Source organism: Streptomyces sp. WAC 04229 (assembly GCF_003947455.1).
Classification (GTDB): domain Bacteria; phylum Actinomycetota; class Actinomycetes; order Streptomycetales; family Streptomycetaceae; genus Streptomyces.
On record NZ_QHJH01000182.1, the window covers coordinates 1 to 14,638 of the forward strand.

The 14,638-nt window shown below is 72.5% G+C and carries 12 protein-coding genes, 1 tRNA gene and 1 pseudogene; 6 read left to right on the forward strand and 8 right to left on the reverse strand.

Features of this window, described 5'->3' with window-relative positions; translation table 11 throughout:
* Positions 1-37 precede the first annotated feature (37 nt).
* Positions 38-471: pseudogene (locus tag DMH12_RS31055) on the reverse strand (ATP-binding protein).
* A 214-nt stretch (positions 472-685) separates the two neighbouring features.
* Here DMH12_RS31055 and DMH12_RS31060 point away from each other — a divergent pair.
* The 3 genes from DMH12_RS31060 (at position 686) to DMH12_RS31070 (ending at position 2,911) form a co-directional block, all read left to right on the forward strand.
* Positions 686-1,537, forward strand: a complete 852-nt coding sequence (locus tag DMH12_RS31060) for a helix-turn-helix transcriptional regulator (RefSeq protein WP_125494744.1) — start codon at positions 686-688, stop codon at positions 1,535-1,537.
* 6 nt (positions 1,538-1,543) lie between these two features.
* Positions 1,544-1,735 (forward strand): DUF397 domain-containing protein, encoded by a 192-nt coding sequence (locus tag DMH12_RS31065; RefSeq protein ID WP_125494745.1) that lies wholly within the window; start codon positions 1,544-1,546, stop codon positions 1,733-1,735.
* 69 nt (positions 1,736-1,804) lie between these two features.
* Entirely contained in the window at positions 1,805-2,911 is a 1,107-nt protein-coding gene (locus DMH12_RS31070; RefSeq protein ID WP_125494746.1) for an LLM class flavin-dependent oxidoreductase, read from the forward strand.
* Here the strand turns inward: DMH12_RS31070 and DMH12_RS31075 are convergent.
* Positions 2,890-4,767 carry a bifunctional diguanylate cyclase/phosphodiesterase gene (locus DMH12_RS31075; protein WP_125494747.1) on the reverse strand — a complete coding sequence of 626 codons (1,878 nt, stop codon included), beginning with the start codon at positions 4,765-4,767 and terminating at the stop codon, positions 2,890-2,892. The two genes, DMH12_RS31070 and DMH12_RS31075, sit on opposite strands and share 22 nt — an antisense overlap.
* A 370-nt stretch (positions 4,768-5,137) precedes the next feature.
* Here DMH12_RS31075 and DMH12_RS31080 point away from each other — a divergent pair, with 370 nt between their 5' ends.
* Positions 5,138-6,343 carry a M6 family metalloprotease domain-containing protein gene (locus DMH12_RS31080; RefSeq protein WP_125494754.1) on the forward strand — a complete coding sequence of 402 codons (1,206 nt, stop codon included), beginning with the start codon at positions 5,138-5,140 and terminating at the stop codon, positions 6,341-6,343.
* A 131-nt stretch (positions 6,344-6,474) separates the two neighbouring features.
* On the opposite strand, the gene DMH12_RS31085 is transcribed toward DMH12_RS31080, so the two are convergent.
* The 6 genes from DMH12_RS31085 to DMH12_RS31110 form a co-directional block, all read right to left on the reverse strand.
* Positions 6,475-6,548 (reverse strand) — tRNA-Lys (locus tag DMH12_RS31085).
* On the reverse strand, positions 6,539-7,135 hold the full coding sequence (locus DMH12_RS31090; RefSeq protein WP_125494748.1) for a bifunctional DNA primase/polymerase: 597 nt from the start codon (positions 7,133-7,135) through the stop codon (positions 6,539-6,541). Before DMH12_RS31090 ends, DMH12_RS31085 begins: the two co-directional genes overlap by 10 nt.
* A 112-nt stretch (positions 7,136-7,247) precedes the next feature.
* Positions 7,248-7,595: a hypothetical protein gene (locus DMH12_RS31095; RefSeq protein ID WP_122619922.1), complete on the reverse strand. Its 348-nt coding sequence runs from the start codon at positions 7,593-7,595 to the stop codon at positions 7,248-7,250.
* A gap of 162 nt (positions 7,596-7,757) precedes the next feature.
* Positions 7,758-9,317: a polysaccharide lyase family 1 protein gene (locus DMH12_RS31100; RefSeq protein WP_125494749.1), complete on the reverse strand. Its 1,560-nt coding sequence runs from the start codon at positions 9,315-9,317 to the stop codon at positions 7,758-7,760.
* 393 nt (positions 9,318-9,710) lie between these two features.
* The gene (locus tag DMH12_RS31105) at positions 9,711-10,442 is read right to left on the reverse strand and encodes an aspartate/glutamate racemase family protein (RefSeq protein WP_125494750.1); all 732 of its coding nucleotides are present in this window, start codon (positions 10,440-10,442) and stop codon (positions 9,711-9,713) included.
* Entirely contained in the window at positions 10,439-11,284 is an 846-nt protein-coding gene (locus DMH12_RS31110) for a decarboxylase (RefSeq protein WP_125494751.1), read from the reverse strand. The genes DMH12_RS31105 and DMH12_RS31110 overlap by 4 nt, the downstream gene beginning before the upstream one ends.
* Positions 11,285-11,484: 200 nt before the next feature.
* Here DMH12_RS31110 and DMH12_RS31115 point away from each other — a divergent pair, with 200 nt between their 5' ends.
* Together DMH12_RS31115 and DMH12_RS31120 are read left to right on the forward strand one after the other, a co-directional pair.
* The gene (locus DMH12_RS31115) at positions 11,485-12,432 is read left to right on the forward strand and encodes a D-2-hydroxyacid dehydrogenase (RefSeq protein ID WP_125494752.1); all 948 of its coding nucleotides are present in this window, start codon (positions 11,485-11,487) and stop codon (positions 12,430-12,432) included.
* A gap of 24 nt (positions 12,433-12,456) precedes the next feature.
* Positions 12,457-13,842, forward strand: coding sequence for an amidase (locus tag DMH12_RS31120; RefSeq protein ID WP_125494753.1), 1,386 nt, complete (start codon positions 12,457-12,459; stop codon positions 13,840-13,842).
* Positions 13,843-14,638: the final 796 nt, after the last annotated feature.

The window sequence follows — 14,638 nt, forward strand, 5'->3', positions numbered from 1 at the left end:
GGTCAGGGCGTGGGTAGCCGGGATGCCGCCGTGCCCTTCACGCCGTCCGCGCCTCGCGAGCAGTGGCCGTACCGAGCTCGCACCAGACGTACTTGCCCCGGTTGCCCTCGCGGGCCAGCGGCTGCCAACCCCACACGTCCGCGCAGGCCCGCACCATCGCCAGGCCCCGCCCGCCCTCGCGGTCCAGGGCCCGGTCGAAGGGCTGCGGCGGTTCCGGCGGCGAGGGGTCCGCGTCCCAGGCGCCGAGGCGGAGGACTCCGGTCCCGGACCAGCGCACCCGGAGTGCGGCCGGCCCCTTGGTGTGTCGTACGGCGTTGGAGACCAGCTCCGTCGCCAGCAGTTCGGCGAGGTCGACCAGGCGGATCAGGCCGTGCATCGTCAGGATCAGCCGGAGGGTGCGGCGGCAGACGGTGACTGCGCGGGGGTCGTTCGGGATGTAGAGGAGTACTCCCACGGATCGTTTTCGGGCATGTGGGCTCCTGTGACGGGGGGGGGTGGAGGCGGTGCGGTGTCATGCCGCGTCCGTCACGGCATGACGGAGCGGTGCGCTTCCAGCACCATGCGTTGCACGTTGCTCACTTCGCGTCACTGACGGTAGGGCATATATTTATTACTCAGCAAGCCGATCGCGTAATCTTGCCGCGAACGAGCCGCCCACGGGCGTTCGTTGAGCAAGGAGGAAGCTGTGCCGCCCAGACGTACGCCCACCGCGCGCCAGGAGCGCCTGGGGTCTGAACTACGAAAGATGCGGGAAGCCGCGGGCCTCAAGGCGACCCAGGCGGCGAGCCTTCTGGGCGTGAACTCCGTCCAGATCAGCCAGATCGAGTCCGGGATCGCGGGCGTGAGCGAGGAACGCCTGAGGCGGCTCGCCGCGCATTACGCCTGCACGGACAACGAGTTGGTCTCGGCTCTGGCCGCGATGGCGACGGACCGCACACGCGGCTGGTGGGAGGAGTACCGGGGTTCGCTACCGAACTCGTTCCTGGACCTGTCGGAGTTGGAGCATCACTCCTCCCTCCGGTGGGACGTGGATTTCCTGCACATCCCGGGGCTGCTCCAGACCGATGACTACGCCCGCGCCCTCTTCTCCTACGTGAACCCGCAGTTCTCGGAGGACGAGATCGGGCGTTGGGTGGAACACCGCAGGAAGCGCAGGGTCATCATCGAGCGGTCACGACCGATCCCGTACGAGGCGGTCATCCATGAAGCGGCCCTGCGGATCAAGGTCGGCAACGACATCAAGGCGAGAGCACAGCTCGCCCACGTCCTGGATCTCTCCGCGTCCGACCACGTCACCGTGCGCGTCATCCCCTTCGCCGTGGACGGCTTCGCCGGAGCCGGCAGCGCCATGGTGTACGCGGGTGGACCCGTCCCCAAGCTGGACACCGTCGTTCGCGACGCGCCCCACGGCACCCTATTCGTCGACGCGGAAGCCCAACTGAACCACTTTCGAACACTTTTCCATAGGGTGGGGGAAGTAGCGTTCGAGCCGGAGCGTTCCCGTGACTTCATCCATGAGCTGGCGAAGGAGCTGTGAGACCAGATGACCCCCGGCGCATGGAAGAAGTCGTCCCACTCCGGCGGGGGTGAAGGCAATGCCTGCGTGGAGGTGGCTCCCCGTCCCCCTCGAATAGCCGTCCGCGACTCCAAGGCCCCCACCCGCGCCGTCCTCACCTTCCCGGCCGCCTCCTTCGCCGCCTTCCTCGACACCCTCCGCAAGCCCGCCCGGGAATAACCGGAGGCCCCCTCCTGTTACGTCGCCCAGCGACCCCGCCACGCCACACGCAACAGGAGGCACCCCGCCATGTCCGCAGACGCCGCAGACGCCACCGAGGAGATCCGGGGCACCGCCCAGGGCACCGCCCCCGTCCCCCTCTCCGTGCTGGACCTGGTGACCGTCGGCGCCGGCCGGACCGCCACCGACGCCCTGCGGACCGGCGTGGACATCGCGCGCCTGGCCGAGAAGCGCGGCTTCCACCGGTACTGGGTCGCCGAGCACCACTCCATGCCCGGCGTCGCCTCCTCCTCCCCCGCGGTCATCCTGGCCCACCTCGCCGCCCACACCGACCGCATCCGGCTCGGCTCGGGCGGCGTCATGCTGCCGAACCACGCCCCCCTCGTCATCGCGGAGCAGTTCGGCACGCTGGAGGCCATGGCCCCCGGCCGCGTCGATCTCGGCCTCGGCCGCGCCCCCGGCACGGACGGGGCCACCGCCGCCGCCCTGCGCCGCACCGACCGCCTCAACGAGGGCGCCGACGACTTCCCGCAGCAGCTCGCCGAGCTGATCCGGTTCCTGGACGACGACTTCCCCGACGGGCACCCGTACGGGCGTATCCACGCTGTGCCGGGGCCCGTGCAGGCCACCTCGCCCGGGGGCGTGCAGTCGGCCCACCGGCCGCCGGTGTGGCTGCTCGGCTCCTCCGGGTTCAGCGCGCGGCTGGCCGGCACCCTCGGGCTGCCGTTCGCCTTCGCGCACCACTTCTCCGCGCAGAACACCGTCCCGGCCCTCGACCTGTACCGGGACTCCTTCCGGCCGTCCGCCGTCCTGGACGCCCCCTACGCCCTCATCGGCGTCTCCGCGCTCGCGACCGACGACGAGAGGGAGGCCCGCAGGCAGGTGCTCGCGGCGGCGCTGAACATGGTGCGGCTGCGCACCGGCCGGCCGGGACTCGTGCCGACGCCCGAGGAGGCCGAGGCGTACGACTTCAGCCCGATGGAGGAGGAGTTCGTGCGGTCCTGGAACGCCAACGTCGTCCACGGCACCGCCGACGAGGTGCGGGCCGGCCTGGACGACCTGCAGAAGCGCACCGGCGCCGACGAGCTGATGATCACCGCCAACGCCCACGGCGGCGACGTGCGTCTGCGTTCCTACGAGCTGATCGCCGACGCCTACGGCTTGCCGGCCGCCTGAACGCCGGCCGCGCCGGGCCCGGCGGAGCCCAGCAGCGCGGAGATGCGGTCCGGTGCCACCGGTCGGGAGTACAGCCAGCCCTGACCGGTGTCGCAGCCGATGCGGCGCAGGCGGGTCGCCTGGTCGGAGGTCTCCACGCACTCGGCGGTGACGCTCAGGCCGAGCCGGTGGGCGAGCTGGACCATCGCCTCGACGATGACCTCGTCGGCCGGGTTCCCCTCGGTGGTCGCGGCCGCCCCGGCACCGGCGACGCCCTCGTACTGGAAGCCCCGCACGAAGGCGCCGTCCAGCTTCAGGACGGAGACCGGGAGCCGGCTGAGGTAGGCCAGGTTCGAGTAACCGGTGCCGAAGTCGTCGATGGCGATGTGGACGCCCATGTCGCTGAGCGCCTTGAGGACCTGGAGCGGGCGGCCCGCCGAGCCCATGACCGCCGACTCGGTCAGCTCCAGCTGGAGCAGGTGCGGGGCGAGGCCCGTCTCCTCCAGGGTGCGGGCCACGTCCGCCACCAGGTCGGAGTCCCAGACCTGGCGGACGGCCACGTTGACGCTGACGAAGATCGGCGGATCGTCCGGGTGGGCCAGCTGCCAGCGGCGCGCCTGGTGGCAGGCCGTGCGCAGGATCCAGCGGCCGAGCGGAACGATCGAGCCGTCCTCCTCCGCCAGTGCGATGAACCGATTCGGCGCCAGTACGCCGAACTGAGGATGATTCCAGCGGATGAGCGCCTCGACGCCCCGCACCCGGCCGTCCTCCATGCCGACCAGCGGCTGGTACTCCAGCGCGAACTCGCCGCGCTCGATGGCCGGACGGAGCGTGGCCGCGAGCGCCTGACGGGTCATGCGGGTGGCATTGCGCTCCGGGTCGAAGAGCGTCCAGCGGGCCCGGCCGTCCGCCTTGGCCCAGTACAGGGTCGTGTCGGCCGCCTGCATCAGGGCGGTGGGGGTGGTGCCGGCGGTGTGGCGTTCGACGACGCCGACCGAGGCGGTGACCGAGAGGCGGCGCTCGGACAGCTCGAACGGCGGCTGGAGGGCCGCCAGGACGGCTTCGGCCAGGCCGGCGACCTGTTCGGTCCCGGTGGAGTCCTCCACGAGCAGGGCGAACTCGTCGCCGCCGAGCCGGGCCACCAGCGGGGCGCTGCCCGAACGGGCGTCGGCGGCCTCCTCCGCGCACCGCGTCAGCCGCTCGGCCACGGCGGCCAGCAAGCGGTCGCCGACACGGTGGCCGTGCGTGTCGTTGACGGCCTTGAAGCCGTCCAGGTCCAGGTAGCAGACGCCGATCCGTCCAGTGCCGCCGTGCTCGTACGTCTCCGCCTCCAGGGCGGCGGTCAGCCGTTCGAAGAACAGGGCGCGGTTGGGCAGCCGGGTCACCGGGTCGTGCATCTGGAGGTGGCGCAGCCGCGCCTGGAGTTCGCGCCGCGCGCTGACGTCGGCGACGGACAGCAGGAGGCCCGGGGTGTCCCCGGCGTCCGCCAGCGGCTCGACCGTCACCTGCGCCCACAGGGAGTGCCCGTCGGCCCGCTTCAGCCGCCGGGTGCAGCGCAGCCGGGGCTGCCGGCCGCGCAGCACCTCGCGGTACGCGTGCCAAATACCGGCGTCGGAGGCGAGGTCGACGAGGTCGGCCGCGGCGCAGCCCACCAGCGCGTCGGGGTCGTTGCCGAGCAGGGCGCCGAGGGTGTCGTTGGCGCTGACGACCAGGCCCTCGGCGTCGACGACGGCCATGGCGAGGGGGGCGGCGGTGAACACCGAGCGATAGGCCGCGGGTCTCTCGCGCGCCGTACGAGGAGCCACCTGGTCACTCTCTGTGACGGCCGACCGGTCGAGGTCTGCCGCGGACGTCGGCCCTTCGGAGGTTCCGTTCACCGCTCGCTCCCGCAGTGCCTCGATCTCTGTTCGTGCTCTGTTCGTGCAGGAAAGTGTGCCGATCATAGAGGCTGACACCGGGCCCTTCCAGCCGCCTTTCCGCGTTCCGGACCGAGCGGCCGCTCTGAGAGATCGTTTCTGCTCACACCTGGACGGGTCCTTCGCGCCTCCGACCAGTTGTGACGTTCCGTGAGTGCTGCCGGGGTGTCGGCCGGAAGGCCGACGGCGAAGCCGCGGACGGCTCACCCATCCGGTGCAGGCGAACAGGGCGTAATACGACAATCATGCACAAGCTGGGTGCGGTGTCCCGTCGACCGCCCCGGAGGTTCATGTGCCACGCCTGCGCACCACGGCGGCGGTGTGCACCACCATGTCGGCCCTCGCGGCGACCTCCCTGATCACCGCCCCCTCGGTCGCCGAGCCGTTCTCGCCGGAGCCCTGCGCCCTCAAGCGCACCGAGGTGCACCACTCCGAGGGCCTGGACACCTGGAACGCCGCCTATCCGCGGCCCGCCCGCGCCCTGGACGCGGTGATGATCTTCCTGTCCTTCCCCGACTCCCAGCCGCTGACGTCGCCGGCCGAACTCACGGCCGACCACTTCCCGGCCACCAGCCGCTTCTTCCAGCAGGCCTCGTACGGCGCCTTCAGCCTGCGCCCGCACCCGATGCGTAACTGGATCCCGATGCCGAGCCCGTCGACGTCGTACGCCATACGGCGCGACTGGAGCCCCGAGCACCGGGCCGCCTACCTGCGCGACGCGCTGCGGGCCGCCGACCGGCACGTCGACTTCTCCCGCTACGACGTCGTCTACTTCGTCGCGGACCCGGACGCGCCCGGCGTGGACTCCGACGCCACCAAGGTCGTCAACCTGGAGCGGCCGATGCGGGCCGACGGCACCGCCCTGCGGCGGGTCGTCACGGTCTTCGAGAACCACCCGCCCGACCGGCTCGTCCTGGCCCACGAGACCGGGCACGTCTTCGACCTGCCCGACCTCTACCACCGGCCCGTCGACGGCGAGGGCGACTGGGACACCCACGTCGGCGACTGGGACCTGATGGGCAGCCAGTTCGGTCTCGCCCCCGACCTGTTCGGCTGGCACAAGTGGAAGCTGGGCTGGCTGGAGCCCCGGCAGGTGACCTGCGTGCGGGGCAGCGGGCCGACCCGGCTGACGCTGGAGCCCCTGGCGGCGGGGCCGGGGGTCAGGGTGACCGGCGCGGCCGGCGCACCGGCCTTCGGTCTGGGGCGGGGGACGAAGCTGGCCGTGGTGCGTACGGGCGCCGACACCGTGCTCGCCTTCGAGGTGCGGACCCCCGTCGGCAACGACGCCTCGGCCTGCCGGGCGGGCGTGCTGGTGTACCGGGTGCACAGCGGGTCGGAGTCCGGGGGCGGGCCGATCGAGGTGATCGACGCCCACCCGGAGACCGAGTCCTGCTGGGCCGACTCGGTCTACCCACCCCTCGCCGACGCCCCGGTGGGCCTGGGCGAGAGCTTCACGGTCCCGGGCGAGGGCGTCCAGGTGGCGGTGGAGGGACGCTCGGAGTCCGGGGCGTGGACCGTACGGATCACACCCGGGTGAGGGGAACCGCGGGGCGCGTCGGAGAGGGGGTGCGGGTGGCGAAGCCCCCGCACCGTGCGGCGAAGCCGCGCAGAAACAACGATGGCGAGGCGGTTCGCGTTTTCCGCGAACATGCCTCGCCATCGCCAACGTGCGCCGCCAGGGACTCGAACCCCGGACCCGCTGATTAAGAGTCAGCTGCTCTAACCAACTGAGCTAGCGGCGCCTGCTGACGTCGTAGACCTTAGCATCCTGGTCGGCGGAGGGAAAAATCGAAATCCGCACCGCGGATCGGGCCGCCCGCACGGCCGCCCAGAGCAGGATTTCCGGCCCCGGCAGCCACGGCATCCGGGTGTCCGGCGCCACCAGCCACCGCGCCCCGGAACGGGCGGGCCCGCCCGCGGGGGCCGGTACGGTCACCGCGTCCCCTGCGCCGTGGCACAGCAGCGGCGGTACCGCGCCCGTACGCCCGTCACCCCTGCCGCGGGCGCTCCACTCCTCCCACTCGAGGAGCGACGGCAGCCGCTGGGCGGCGCCCGGCGCGGCGAACAGCAGCATCCGGCCCCGGAACTCCGCCACCGGACCGGACCCCGGGCCGTCGTCCCACAGCCGGTCCAGCATCCTGCGCCCGAAGATCGCGGGGGCGCTCACCACGTCGAAGGCGGAACCGCAGGGCAGGACGACCGGGGCCTCGGGCCGCTCCTCCCACAGCGCCAGCGTGCTGCGCGGATACGCGCTCGCCGAGGCCAGCCAGGCGGCGCCGTCCGAGGTGACGTCCGAGACGTGGGGCGTGGCGTTGCGTGTGCTGCTCATGCCGCATACATCTACCGGGCGTGAGGGAGTCGCTCCGCTGGGTTGCGGGAAATGGGGACAGGACGGCAGGGAAGGGAGTATCTTGCCCACCCTCCTGGCATATGCGAACGGGTTACTCCGCCGGCTCGCCGCGCATCAGATCGCGTCCGAACTCCACCATCTTCTTGGCGTAGTCCTCGGTCCACTCGGCGCGCTCGGCGATGTCCGCGGCGGTGAGCCGGTCGAACCGTCGCGGGTCGGCCAGCTGCGCGGCCGCGATCGCCTGGTACTCCATCGCGCGGTCCGCCGCCGCACGGAAGGCCTGCGTCAGCTCGGTGGCGCGCTCCAGCAGCGCCCGGGGGTCGTCGATCGACTCGAGGTCGAAGAAGTGCTCGGGATCGGCGGCCGCCTCCGCCGGCTCGAAGAGCAGGGGCGCGGGGCGTAGCCGCGGTTCGTTCCGACGCGGCGTGGGCTCCGCCATGTCTTCTCCTCCTCGTACGTCACGACGACCCTCCCCCGCACGCGGGGGCACTCCGTCGGAGTGGGCCACCGTCCATTGTCCCGCGCCCGCGCAAGAGGGCGGGGCGCGCCCGGCGCGGCGGCCGGACACACCCCGCCCTCCGGGGCGGGACCACGCGGCTCGCTAGCCCGCGTACGTCTCGAACTCGGCGACCTTCGGGGTGCCCGAGGCGCCGGTGATCTCGAAGGTGATCTTCGTCAGGGAGACCGCCGGGAAGCTGATCACGCCCGCCCCGCTGCCGGTGGCCAGCACGGCTCCGGTGCCGTGGTCGACGAGCCGGTAGGAGCGGATGGCGCCCGCGGAGCCGGCCGCCTCCCGGATGGCGACCTTGGAGACCGTGGTGGGGGAGGACCACTTCACGGAGACCGAGCCGGTCGTCCCGGCCGGCGACCAGTACGTGCCCATGTCACCGTCGCGCACGTTGCCGTAGCTGGTGCCGCTCGCCTTGGACGAGCCGTCGGCGCCGGCCCCGACGCTGAGGTTGGTGCCGCTCGGCGGGTCGGTCGGGTCCGGGGAGGGCTCGGTCGGGTCGGTCGGGTCCGGGTCGGTGGGGTCCGGGGACGGGTCGGGGTTCTGCGGTGTGCAGCTGCCGTCGGACACCTTGAGGCCCTTGTTCGCGCCCGCCGTGGCGCTCACCACCGCCGGTACGCAGGAGGCGGCGTCCAGGCCGTAGGAGTACGGGATGGAGACCGTGGTGTTGGACCGCGGGTCGGGTCCGGCCGGGTTGGTGTCCTCGCCGGGCTCGGACCAGGTCACGTTGTCGAAGATGTTGCCGCTGACCTGCCAGTAGCCGGCCTGGTCGGTGTAGAAGGTGCCGAGGACGTCCTTGGAGTCCTCGAAGTAGTTGTTGTCCACCTTGGCCTTGGCGCCGGCCCGGGAGTTGATGCCGGACTCGTTGAGGCTCACGTAGTGGTTGTTGTAGATGTGCGAGGTGCCGCCGCGCAGCAGGGGGGTGCGGGAGTCGATGTTCTCGTACTTGTTGTGGTGGAAGGTGACGTACCCGTTGGACACGTCGCTCTCGCTGGAGCCGATCAGTCCGCCGCGGCCGGAGTTGCGCAGGACGCTGTAGGACAGGGTCACGTACTGGGTGTTGTCCTTCATGTCGAAGAGGCCGTCGTAGCCCGCCGACTCGCCGCCCGACGCCTCCAGGGTGGTGTGGTCGACCCAGACGTTGCGGACGTCGCTCTCCATGCCGATGGCGTCGCCGCCGTTGGACGTGGGCGAGCCCGACTTCTTGACGTTCCGGACCGTCACGTTCTGGATGATGATGTTGCTGGACTCCCGGATGTGGATGCCCAGCTGGTCGAAGACGGCACCGCTGCCGACGCCGACGATCGTGACGTTGCTGATCTGCTTCAGCTCGATCTTGTCGGCCGCCGTGCTGCAACTGTCGCCCGACACCTTGCTGGTGTTGCCGTGGTTGATGGTGCCCTCGACCTCGATGGTGATCGGGGTGGCGCTGTCCGCCCGGCCGCACAGGGCCTGGTGGATCGCGGTGCCGGTGGTGGCCCGGACCGTCTGCCCGCCCGCGCCGCCGGTCGTGCCGCCGTTCTGGGTCGCGTAGCCGGTGGCGCCACCGGCCGCTGCCGCCGCCTCGGGCATGGCCAGCACCACCCCGGTCGCGGCGGCGAGGGCCAGTGTCCCCAGCGCCGCCTGGAGTCGCAGCGCGACGGGTCGTCTCATCCTCGGTCTCCCCTTCGTCTTCACATGCCGGAACGAACTGACTGTCGTGATCATGTCAATACGACAGCCGGGAAAGCGCTTTCTCGCCGTGAGAATAGGGTTCGGTCCGGGACCTGACAAGGGTTCAGGTATTTTCAGGTAGTGGAACGATAGACAGATACATGAATCGCACTGACGTCGATGTGCACCCCGGGCGGAGCTGCGGTACGCTCAAGCTGCCTGATCACGGGGTTCAACCCCCAAGAGCCGGCAGTGCGTTGGTGGTCCAAGGAAAGACGCCCCACTTCCCGTGGGGAAATGCAGGTGCAAGGCCTGCCCAGCGCTCCATCGAGAACCCCGGTCCCGCAGCAGCGGGACCGGGGTTCTCGCGTGTCGCGACCCCTGACAGGGCCCTCAGACCTGCACCACCGGCTCCCGGGTGAAGAGCGCGCCCAGTTCCGGCGCGTTGACCCGGCGGTCCGCCAGGCGCAGGCCCTCCCAGATGGTGACCTGGTTGGCCGTCAGGACCGGCTTGCCCAGCTCCTTCTCCAAGGCCGGGATGTGGGCCGCCGTGTGCAGGGCGGTGTCCGGCAGGAGCACCGCCTCCGCGTCCGGGCGGTCGGCGGCGCGCGCCAGCGCCAGCACCTCCGCCTCGGTCCAGGTGCCGACCTCCGCGGCCGTGATGATGCCCGAGCCGACCACGTCGACCACCTCGATGCCGGCGGCCCCGAGGAACTCCGCGAAGAGCTGTGCCACGTCCTGCGGATAGGTCGCGCCGATCGCGACCCGCCGCGCCCCGACCTCGCGCACCGCGTGCACGAAGGCGAACGAGGTCGACGAGGCCGGCAGTCCGGCCGCCTGGGCCAGGCCGCGCACCTGTTCCTGCGCGCCCTCCCAGCCGTGCACGAAACTGCCACTGGTGCAGGCCCACACCACGGCGTCGGCGCCGGCCAGCCGCAGCTCCTCGACGCCGGCCGCGAGCCGCCGCGGCGAGCCCATCTCCAGCAGGGCGTCCACCCGGTGCGCGTCCTCGCCGATGTCCGTGTGCACCAGGTCCACCCGGATGTCGCTGCCCAGCAGCTGCTCGATGCGTGGATAGTCGTCCTCGCCGGAGTGGCCCGGGTACAGGAATCCCAGTGCTGTCATGTCCACCCTTCCTGCTGCTGTTCGGTGTCCGGGCCGTCCGTGACGCCCGGGATGTCCGCCACTGCGGGGCCGGCCGGTCCCGGCACCGCGGGGCCGGTGCGCGCCGACGGATCGGTCAGCGTCTGGTACGGCCCCACGGCACGGGTACCCAGTCGGCGCAGCGCCGCCCACATCGTCACTTGGTTGGCCGAGATCACCGGGATCCGCAGCTCGGCCTCCAGTTGCGGGATGACGTCGTAGGTGGGGAGGTTCGTGCAGGAGATGAAGAGGGCGTCCGCCGCGCCCTCGCCCGGTACCGCCCGGCGCGCCATGTCGGCCACGTCGCGGTACGGCACCTTCCAGATGTGCCGGGTCAGCCCCATGAAGGCGCAGCCCGTGACCGTCACCCCGGCCTCGGCGATGTACGCCTCCAGCGACCGGGTGACCGACACGGTGTACGGCGTCACCAGCGCGAGCCGGCGCACGCCCAACTCGGCCAGCGCGTCCAGCAACGCGCCGGAGGTGGTCACGGACGGGACCGCGCCCGCCCAGGTCATCGCCTCGCACATCGCCCGCTCGCCGGCGACGCCGCCGACGAAACTGCCCGAGGTGCAGGCGTAGGCGACGACCTCGGGGGCGATGGCGTTGAGGGTGCGCACCGCCTCGCCGAGGGTTTCGTGCTCGCTGACCATCCGCGCGAGGTCCAGACTGACCTCGACGGGTACGAAAGGGGTTCGCGTCATGTGCAGCGAGACCTCGTCGGGCACCCATCGCCACAGTTCGCGATCGAGTGCGAAGTCGAACGGGGCGACCACGCCGACCCCGCGTTGCGGAGCTGGTCCGCCGAGAAAGGAGATGTCCATGGCACGCACCGGCCTCACACTGAGGAAGGAGAGGGCAACGCACCGTTACGCACGGCCGTGTTGACGAAGGTAGGTTGCGGTGCGAGCGTGGTCAATCCGCCCGCGTCACTCCCAGGTCAACAGCCGGTTAAGTTCCGCGTCAACACCCGAACCGCCCCAGTTTTCCCCGTACCTCCCCCGTACCGGAGACACGCCTGCCGATGAGCACGCCCACGCTTCTCGTCCTGGACGCCGAACCACTCCCCCGGCTGGGCCGGCTGACCGGCCGGGCCCGCATCGAGCACACCGACGCGAAGTCCCTCGCCGAGCGGTTGCCGCACGCCGACGTGCTGCTCGTGTGGGACTTCAGCTCGCACGCGGTGCGCGAGGCGTGGCCCGGCGACGGCCCGCGGCCGCGCTGGGTGCACACGGCGAGCGCCGGGGTGGACCATCTGATGTGTCCCGAGCTGGCCGATTCCGAGACGGTGGTGACCAACGCGCGCGGCGTCTTCGACCAGCCGATCGCCGAGTACGTCGCCGCGCTCGTCCTGGCGATGGCGAAGGACCTGCCGACGACACTGCGGTTGCAGGATGAGCGGACCTGGCGGCACCGCGAGTCGATGCGGGTGGCCGGAACGCGCGCCTGTGTGGTCGGCTCCGGGCCGATCGGGCGGGCGATCGCGCAGACGCTCAAGGCGCTCGGCATCACCACCGCGCTGGTCGGCCGCACCGCCCGCACCGGTGTGCACGGGCCGGACGAGCTGGACCGGCTGCTGGCCCGCGCCGACTGGGTGGTCGCGGCGGCGCCGCTCACCGACGACACGCGCGGCATGTTCGACGCCCGGCGGTTCGGGGTGATGCAGCCCTCCGCCCGGTTCGTGAACGTGGGGCGGGGTCAGCTGGTCGTGGAGGACGACCTGGCCGAGGCGCTGACCAGGCGCTGGATCGCGGGTGCCGCGCTGGACGTGCTGAGCCGGGAGCCCCTCGCGCCGGAGAGTCCGCTGTGGCGGGTGCCCGATCTGATCATCTCCCCGCACATGAGCGGGGACACGATCGGCTGGCGGGACGAACTGGGGGCGCAGTTCGTGGATTTGTTCGAGAGCTGGGCGGCGGGCCGGCCGCTCGCGAACGTGGTCGACAAGAAGCGCGGATACGTGCCCGGACACTGAACGTCCCAGGAAGCGGGAGGGTGCATGACGGACCTCGACCTCACCGAGCTGACCGCAGTACAGCTCGTCGACGGTTATCGCAAGGGCGACTTCAGCCCCGTCGAGGTGACCCGGGCGGCGCTGGACCGGGCCGAACAGATCCAGCCGGAGGTGAACGCCTTCGTCCGGCTCACCGGCGAGGAGGCGCTCGACCGGGCCCGGCGGGCTCAGGAGCGGTGGCGGCGCGGGGAGCCGTGCGGGCGCCTGGACGGGGTGCCGGTCACGGTGAAGGACATCCTGCTGACGCGCGGTCAGCCCACCCTGCGCGGCTCGCTGGCCGTCTCGCCGGACGGCCCCTGGGACGAGGACGCGCCCTCCGTCGCCCGGCTGCGCGAGCACGGCGCGGTCTTCCTCGGCAAGACGACCACGCCCGAGTACGGCTGGAAGGGCGTGACGGACTCGCCGCTGTCCGGCGTCACCCGCAACCCGCACGACCCCGCCCGTACCGCCGGCGGCTCCAGCGGGGGCGCGGCGGCGGCCGTGGCGCTCGGGGCGGGGCCGCTGGCGCTCGGCACGGACGGCGGCGGGAGCGTGCGCATCCCGGCCTCCTTCTGCGGCGTCTTCGGCCTGAAACCGACGTACGGGCGGGTGCCGCTCTACCCGGCGAGCGCGTTCGGCACGCTCGCGCACGTCGGCCCGATCACCCGGGACGCGGCGGACGCGGCGCTGCTCCTCGACGTCATCGGCACCCCCGACGCCCGGGACTGGTCGGCGCTGGGGCCGGCGCCCGGGTCGTACACCGAGGCCCTGGCCGGCGGGGTGCGAGGGCTGCGGGTGGCGTACTCGCCCTCGCTCGGCGGGCAGGTGGCGGTGCGCCCGGCGGTGGCGACGGCGGTCCGGCGTGCGGTGCAGCGGCTGGCGGAACTGGGCGCGTTCGTCGCGGAGGCGGATCCCGACTTCTCGGACCCGGTGGAGGCCTTCCACACGCTGTGGTTCAGCGGGGCGGCCCGTGTGGTGCAGCATCTGCGGGCGGGCCGGCGGGAGCTGCTCGACCCGGGGCTGCGGGAGATCGTCGGGGCGGGCGCCCGGTACTCGGCGCTGGAGTACCTGGCCGCGGTGGACGTCCGGATGGAGCTGGGCCGCCGGATGGGCCGCTTCCACGAGGAGTACGACCTGCTGGTCACGCCGACGCTGCCGATCACGGCGTTCGAGGCGGGCGCGGAGGTGCCGAAGGGCTCCGGCCACCGGCGCTGGACGGGGTGGACCCCCTTCACCTACCCCTTCAACCTCACCCAGCAGCCGGCGGCATCGGTCCCGGTGGGCACCGACGGGGACGGCCTCCCCATCGGCCTCCAACTGATCGCCGCCCGCCACCGCGACGACCTGGTCCTACGCGCGGCACACGCACTGCAGGGGGCGGACCCGGCGTAATCCGGGCCGGGGTGATCCCGGGCCGGGGCGATCCCGGGCCGGGTGATTCCCGGCCAGCGCGATCCCTGGCCGGGCGCGATCCCTGGCCGGGGGTGATACCAGCCCGGCTCCGTGCAGGCCCGACGCCGTGCAGGCCCGACGCCGTGCAGGCCCGACGCCGTGCAGGCCCGACGCCGTGCAGGCCCGACGCCGTGCAGGCCCGACGCCGTGCAGGCGGGACGCAACCTAGGCCCGGCGCATCCCGGGCCCGGCAGGCAGCAGCGGACCGGCATGAGTGGCACCTAGCCCGAGCGGGGCCCGACCCGAGAGGAACTCTGGCCCCGCAACGCGCAGCACCCGCTCGCCCCGGGCCTCCACGCCCCGCCGGTCGAAGGGCCGACGCCGGCCCGGCAGGGGGCACCGGCACGCCCGCACGGCCCACGCCCGAGCCAAGACGCAGCGGCCCCACGAAGACACGGCGCCCCGCCCGACGGCAGAACCACGCCGCAGGCGAGTTGGCCGACACCCGGCGAGGGGCAGGGACCTGACGGGAGGCCGGGACGCCCAGCAGGAAGCCGGACGCCCAACGAGGCCCGCACACCCAGCGGGGGCCGGACGCCCAGCGGGGCCCGGACGCCCAGCGGGGGCCGGACGCCCAGCGGGGGCCGGACGCCCAGCGAGGCCCGTACACCCAACGAGGCCCGCACACCCAGCGGGGCCCGGACGCCCAGCGGGGACCGTACGCCCAGCCGGGGGGCGGGGCACCCGGCTGGGCGTCCGGTCCCCGCTGGGCGTCCGGGCCCCGCTGGGTGTGCGG

Coding starts and splice junctions, on each gene's coding strand:
- DMH12_RS31065 (WP_125494745.1), top strand. CDS start 1,544: ATGACCCCCGGCGCATGGAAGAAGTCGTCCCACTCCGGCGGGGGTGAA.
- DMH12_RS31070 (WP_125494746.1), top strand. CDS start 1,805: ATGTCCGCAGACGCCGCAGACGCCACCGAGGAGATCCGGGGCACCGCC.
- DMH12_RS31080 (WP_125494754.1), top strand. CDS start 5,138: ATGTCGGCCCTCGCGGCGACCTCCCTGATCACCGCCCCCTCGGTCGCC.
- DMH12_RS31090 (WP_125494748.1), bottom strand. CDS start 7,135: ATGAGCAGCACACGCAACGCCACGCCCCACGTCTCGGACGTCACCTCG.
- DMH12_RS31095 (WP_122619922.1), bottom strand. CDS start 7,595: ATGGCGGAGCCCACGCCGCGTCGGAACGAACCGCGGCTACGCCCCGCG.
- DMH12_RS31100 (WP_125494749.1), bottom strand. CDS start 9,317: ATGAGACGACCCGTCGCGCTGCGACTCCAGGCGGCGCTGGGGACACTG.
- DMH12_RS31105 (WP_125494750.1), bottom strand. CDS start 10,442: ATGACAGCACTGGGATTCCTGTACCCGGGCCACTCCGGCGAGGACGAC.
- DMH12_RS31110 (WP_125494751.1), bottom strand. CDS start 11,284: ATGGACATCTCCTTTCTCGGCGGACCAGCTCCGCAACGCGGGGTCGGC.
- DMH12_RS31115 (WP_125494752.1), top strand. CDS start 11,485: ATGAGCACGCCCACGCTTCTCGTCCTGGACGCCGAACCACTCCCCCGG.
- DMH12_RS31120 (WP_125494753.1), top strand. CDS start 12,457: ATGACGGACCTCGACCTCACCGAGCTGACCGCAGTACAGCTCGTCGAC.